Raw genomic sequence first — 6,205 nt, forward strand, 5'->3', positions numbered from 1 at the left:
AACAAGACTATCTTTGTTATTTTCATATTATATTAGTAGTTTTAATGATATTATGAATTTTAAATTTTATCCACAACTAGTAAAGGAAAACCCTCTGTTTTTTAAACAGGGGGTTTTTCAACAAACTGTAGATATAATTTAAATATCTAACATTTAACCATGTTTTTGATACATAAATACGTTTTCAATATTTATGTAAATATTTATAATATTAGGTGTAAAATAGAAAAAAGGGTGGGGAAAAATGAGCGAATTAAATTTAGTAAAAAAAGGAGAAAAAAACTCACAAAATCTAGTTCCAATTAAAACTTTAATTTCTTTTGGAATGGGGAGTTTAGGAAACAACATTATATGTGCATTTATAGGCACATACTTAACGGTTTATCTTACTGATAGCTTTGGAATAGGTGCAGTAGCAGTAGGTACATTATTCTTAATAGCTAGAATAATAGATGCAATAACTGATCCAATTATGGGAATGATAGTAGATAATACAAAATCTAAAATGGGTAAAAGTAGACCTTATTTATTATTTGTTCCAATATTTATGGGAATAGCAACAATAATGTGTTTTTCATCCCCAAATTTAAGTTATAATGGTAAAATTGCATGGATATATATTTCATATATATTATGGGGAATATGCTTTACAGCAATGGATACACCTTATTGGTCTTTATCAGCTAATATAACTCAATCGTCACAAGGTAGAACAAAAATTGTTACATCAGCTAGAACTATTGCTTTTGGTGGAAGTTTAGTAGTTTCTATGTTTACGTTACCTTTAGTTGCTAAGTTTGGAAGTTGGACATTAGTAGCAATTATATATTCAATTACAGCAGCTATATGTACATGGATTACTGTCTGGGGTGTTAAAGAGATAAACACAGATAGAAAGCCAGAAAAACAAGGCTTTAAACAATTAAAAGAATTATTTAAAACAAACAAACCTTTAAGAATATTACTTGTATCAATGTTAATGTTAGAAGTAACATATGCATTAAGAAATGGTTTCTCAATTTATTATATAAAATATAATTTTAATGCAGAAGTATATATTCCAATAGTAACTGGTATAAGTATGGTTTCAGGAATGGCAGGAGGATTATGTACTCCTTTTATAACTCAAAAGTTAGGAAAAAGAGCTACAGCTTTATTTGGAATTGGAATTAATGCTTTAGGATTTATGTCAATATTTGCATTATCATATTCAAGCTTACCAACATTATTAGTTATAAATACAATAATGGGATTAGCTGAAGGAGCTGCTAATATTTCATTGGCTTCTATGGTAGCAGATTGTGTTGAATATGGTGAGTGGAAAACAGGAAAAAGATCAGAAGGAATGATTTTCTCTTCAAATATATTTAAAACTAAGCTTGCTAGTGCAATTGGAGGAGCATTATGTGGTTATGTATTAGCTTTTGTAGGGTATAAAGCTAATGTAGCTCAAACTGTAGAGACTTTAAAAGGGATACACTTAATGTATTCAATTGTTCCAGGTATAATAGCAATATTAAGTATAATTTCTTTAAGAAGATATAACTTAAATGAAGAAGAATATGAGGCAATATTAGAAGACTTAAAGAATGGAGAAACATTAGCAAATAAATAAATTTTTAAGGAGCTAGAGACTGTAGGTAATTATGTGTAATTAATTTTCTTAGTTGATAAATATTACTGGAAATTATGATTTCCAGTAATGTTTTTTATTATCTAGAAATACTAATAATATATTTTTCTATTCTTTGTATACTTACGTACTTGCCTATTAAAGCCTTCTAATGCATTAGTTGTATAAATTATTATTTCCTAGCATTCTATTTTGCCATTCGGTAGCGGTAGCTATTAATTTATCTGTTATTTTAGAAACCATTGATGGTGATTCTGAATGACCATAATCTATCAATTGTAATATCTTATCAGATGTTTCAGAGTAGACTTCATTAAAAGTAGTTTCTTTATTATTAACTTTTTTAAAACAATCAGTACTAACTAAAGTTCCAGCTATATTGTTCCAAGCAGGAAGGGAAGTCCAAGAATCTTTTAATGTGAAATAAAAAGGTATTATTCCGTTATCATTATTTCATTCCTTTCAAAACTATTTTAGATATAAAATTATTTAATTTACACCGTTTACATTTACTTATATAGTAAACTTTTTTGGCAATATCTTATATAGTTTTATATAATGAAAATATGTTTAAATGTTAGAAGTAGGTATTTTATTTAATTTCATTAAGTAAGAATTTTTCAGTTGTTTCTTTTTTCTTTAATCTATATTCTTTAGGGCTTACACCTTTTATTTTTTTAAATGCTTTTGAAAATGCAAGTGGATCAGAATAACCACAAGAGTAAGCAATATTTGTAATAGGTAAATCTGTATCATATAGAAGTGTTGCAGCTTTAGTTATTCTAAATTCCATTAAAAATTTTTGTGGAGACATATTTAAATTATTTTGAAATACAGTAGAAAGATAGCTCCTATTTAAACAAACATAATTAGCTATATCAGAAACTTTTATTGGATTATGATAATTATTTTGAATAAATTCAATTGCCTTATTTATATAATTATTATTTATATCATTCTTATGAATAGGATCAGATTTATTTTGTTTAGCAAGTTCTGAAAAGAACATATAAAGTAAGCCTTCAATTTTAAGAGAATCACTGCTAGAAGAGGTGTTATGTTTTAACATTTCAAGAATATATTCTTTTAATAAATCTCCATCATTATATTTAAATATTAAAGTATCATTATTTAATCCTGCAGCCTTTAAATATGTCTCCACTTTTTCACCATCTATACCGATCCAAAGATAAGTCCAAGGATTTTCTTCGTCTGCTTGGTAAAATGTCACAACATTTGGGCAAATTAAGAAACCTTCATTTTTATTAACTTCATATTTCTCATTATTTACATAATAGTACCCTTTACCATCAAGAACATAATGTAGTAAATAATTAGGTCTTATAGCAGGTCCAAAGGAATATAGTGGAGCACATTGTTCCATACCACAATAACATAAATATAAATCAATAAAATCTTTATTTGTATTTTCTAAAAAATATATATCTGACATAAATCCTCCATTTTGAATATTTATTTTAGCAACATATAACATTATTATACTATAAATCAAAATATTGCAAAATAAAAAATGAATTTCCATTTTTTATGAAAAAAAGACATAAAGTGAGTAGGTGAATTATTTGTATAGGTTATGTACTTTTTTATTATGAAAATATTGACAATAACTATATGTAAATGTGCATAATAGAGTATAGTAACTTTATACGTTGCTACAAAGATAAAGGTAGCAAATTTACTTTCAGCAATATTTATACTTATTATTTTAGGAGTGTAGGAATTTTGTAAATAAATATAGTCGTACAATAAAGAGAGGGGAATGAATTTTGGCTACAATAGTTGATGTTGCAAAACTAGCAGGAGTTACACCAACAACTGTATCAAGGGTTATTAATAATAGAGGATATATTAGTGAAAAAACAAAAAGTAAAGTTCATGAAGCTATGGATCAGTTAAGTTATCAGCCTAATGAAATAGCGCGTTCATTAACAAAGCAGAGAAGTAATACAATTGGAGTGATAGTACCACATATATCTCATCCTTATTTTTCTAAGTTAATAAGCAATTTAGAAAATGAAGCAGCGAAAAAAGATTATAAAATAATACTATGTAATAGCAAGGACACTGCTACAAAAGAGAAAAAATATTTAGACATGTGTAAAAGTAATAGAGTAGATGGAATAATTTTATGTAGTGGCAATGTTGAATATAATATGATTAACACAGGAAATATCCCAATTGTATTATTAGAAAAGAATTTTGAAAAAGGAAAACTAGGAATACAATGTGATAATTATCAAGGGGGATGCCTTGCAACAGAGCATTTAATAAAATGTGGATGTAAAAGAATAGTACATTTTAGTGGTGTAATTGATGAAGAAATGCCTGCTGATAATAGAGAAAAGGCATTTATAGATATATGTAATAAAAATAATGTTGAATATTTTATTAAAAAGTTTGATATAAATGCCTATAATGAAATGAATTATTATGAGTATATAAAAAATACACTTAGTGAAATAGATGGAGTTGATGGAATATTTGCTAGCAGTGATTTAATAGCAGCACAAGTTATTCAGGTTTGTTATGAATTAAATATTAAAATTCCAAAGGATATTAAATTAGTTGGTTTTGATGATGTTGAAATATCACAATTAACAACACCAACAATAACTACTATACAGCAGCCAATTAAAGAAATGGCAAAGTTAGCTATTCATTTAATTGATGCTAAATATACTAACACAGAAATTTTAGAACAAACTATATTACCAGTGGATTTAGTAGTTAGAAGAAGTACAAGTGTAGAGTAGATAAGAGTAATAAATAGTAAGTAGCTATTGCATTATTGCAATAGCCACTTGTTTAGAATGTAAAAGTTATATATGGTAAACTGATGTTATACCATCATCATTTATATATTTAATAGTTGACTTGCTAGTAGTTAAATCAACATTTAAAGTACAATACTTATCATCCTTTTTCCAAGTTAAAATCATTTCATTATCATTTGAAGGTTCAATATGGAAAGTGCCATCAAAAGCAGGATAATCATTTCTAAAGTCAATAAGCTTAAGTAATCTTTGAACAACATCTTGATTATATGCTTTATCAATTTCTTCTAAAGTGAAGTTGTGTCTATTAATTTCACGTCCTTCTCCAGTACGTTTTACATTTTCAACATCATTTTCACCAGCTAATAACCCAACATAATATACTTGTGGAATACCTGGAGCAAAGAATTGAATTGCTCTAGCAGTTAAGTAAGCATCATCATTGCATCCTAAAACAGAGTAGTAAGAACATCTTATTTGATGAACGTCAAATCCATCTGGGCTCTTATGAGCATCAGAGTGAACTAAGCTTAAGTTTGCACCATGATTTAAGCAATGATCAACAATTTTCCTAGCATCCTTCGTTGATACTAAATCATCTAAGTCAGGTTTTACAGGAATTCCATCATGACAATCTAACATTGTAAATTGATTATGAGGTCTTACTTTTAAGTATTCTGTAATTTGAGAGCTAGATTTATTAACTAAAGTGCTAAGAATCATATATGGAAGTATAAAGTCATAAATATAGTTACCATACTTAGCTAATTTAAATTGAGTTGTGTAATGAGCATGTACCTCTGGAAGTAAATCAATATCAAGAGATTTAGCTAAATCACATATCCAATCTAAGAATTCATATATTTCAGGTTCAACAAAGAAACAGCTAGTACCAAGTTTCTTTGTTACATATCCTATAGCATCAAGTCTTACAATTTTAACATTGTTTTTATGGAAGTTTTCGAAGAATTCCTTTAATAACTGTCTAACCGCATCAGAGTTAATATCAAGGTCTATCTGTTCAGAAGGTGTTTCTTTACCAAAGGTAGTCCAAACAGAAACGTCTTCACCATTTATGTTAAATGTTGAATATGGAACTTGTCTACGTAAGAACATTTTGTCTATATCTGCTTGAAGTGGTTTTCCATCATTCCATAGTTTATCTAATGTAATAAATAAATCAGCGTATTTTGATTCTTTCCCATGCTTTAAGAAGTCTTGGAAGAATACTGAGTTTTTAGAAATATGGTTAACCATTAAGTCAAGAAGCACATCATGTTTTTCACCTATTTTACGAATATCATCCCATGTACCAAATTGAGGTTCTATTTCTAAATAAGTAAGAGGTGCAAAACCTCTATCCCCTGATGAAGGGAATGGAGGAAGTATGTGAATACCACCTTTAAATTTATTTGGAAAATATTTTGTAAGTACATTATCTAATGTTTTTAAATCTCCACCAAGAGAATCAGCATAAGTTATAAGTTGAACTTTATTTTTAACCGTCATTTTAATATCTCCTCTTAATTAACTATATATTATAAAGTGTTTTTAATTCCTCTATAGAAGGCAATTCTGCAATAGCACCTACATTTTTTAGCTTGAAAGCACTTGTTGCAAAACCAATATTTAAAGCTTCTTTTAAAGGGTAATTACTAGTTAGTGCTGTATAGAATCCACCCCAGAAAGCATCTCCAGCCCCAGTTGTATCTACAACTTCAGTAGCTAAAGTTTTAAATTTAATAGTTTCAGTGCCATTAGAAACTATTGCACCATC

Annotated in this window: 5 protein-coding genes; 2 read left to right on the forward strand and 3 right to left on the reverse strand. The window is 27.8% G+C overall.

The annotated features are described in order from the left end of the window. Positions 1-244: 244 nt before the first annotated feature. Positions 245-1,615, forward strand: coding sequence for an MFS transporter (locus Q5O44_RS12920; protein WP_022168858.1), 1,371 nt, complete (start codon positions 245-247; stop codon positions 1,613-1,615). A gap of 610 nt (positions 1,616-2,225) precedes the next feature. On the opposite strand, the gene Q5O44_RS12925 is transcribed toward Q5O44_RS12920, so the two are convergent. Beyond that, complete coding sequence (locus Q5O44_RS12925) at positions 2,226-3,086, reverse strand: AraC family transcriptional regulator (protein ID WP_022168859.1); 861 nt, start codon at positions 3,084-3,086, stop codon at positions 2,226-2,228. A 334-nt stretch (positions 3,087-3,420) separates the two neighbouring features. Here Q5O44_RS12925 and Q5O44_RS12930 point away from each other — a divergent pair, with 334 nt between their 5' ends. Continuing rightward, complete coding sequence (locus Q5O44_RS12930; RefSeq protein ID WP_022168860.1) at positions 3,421-4,407, forward strand: LacI family DNA-binding transcriptional regulator; 987 nt, start codon at positions 3,421-3,423, stop codon at positions 4,405-4,407. 66 nt (positions 4,408-4,473) lie between these two features. Here Q5O44_RS12930 and gtfA read toward each other — a convergent pair whose 3' ends face one another. Together gtfA and Q5O44_RS12940 are read right to left on the reverse strand one after the other, a co-directional pair. Further along, entirely contained in the window at positions 4,474-5,937 is a 1,464-nt protein-coding gene (gene gtfA / locus Q5O44_RS12935) for a sucrose phosphorylase (RefSeq protein WP_022168861.1), read from the reverse strand. A gap of 22 nt (positions 5,938-5,959) precedes the next feature. Next, the coding region (locus Q5O44_RS12940; protein ID WP_302638064.1) for a PfkB family carbohydrate kinase at positions 5,960-6,205 on the reverse strand (246 nt) is incomplete at its 5' end.

Source organism: Clostridium sp. CAG:221 (assembly GCA_000435835.1).
Classification (GTDB): Bacteria; Bacillota; Clostridia; order Clostridiales; family Clostridiaceae; genus Clostridium.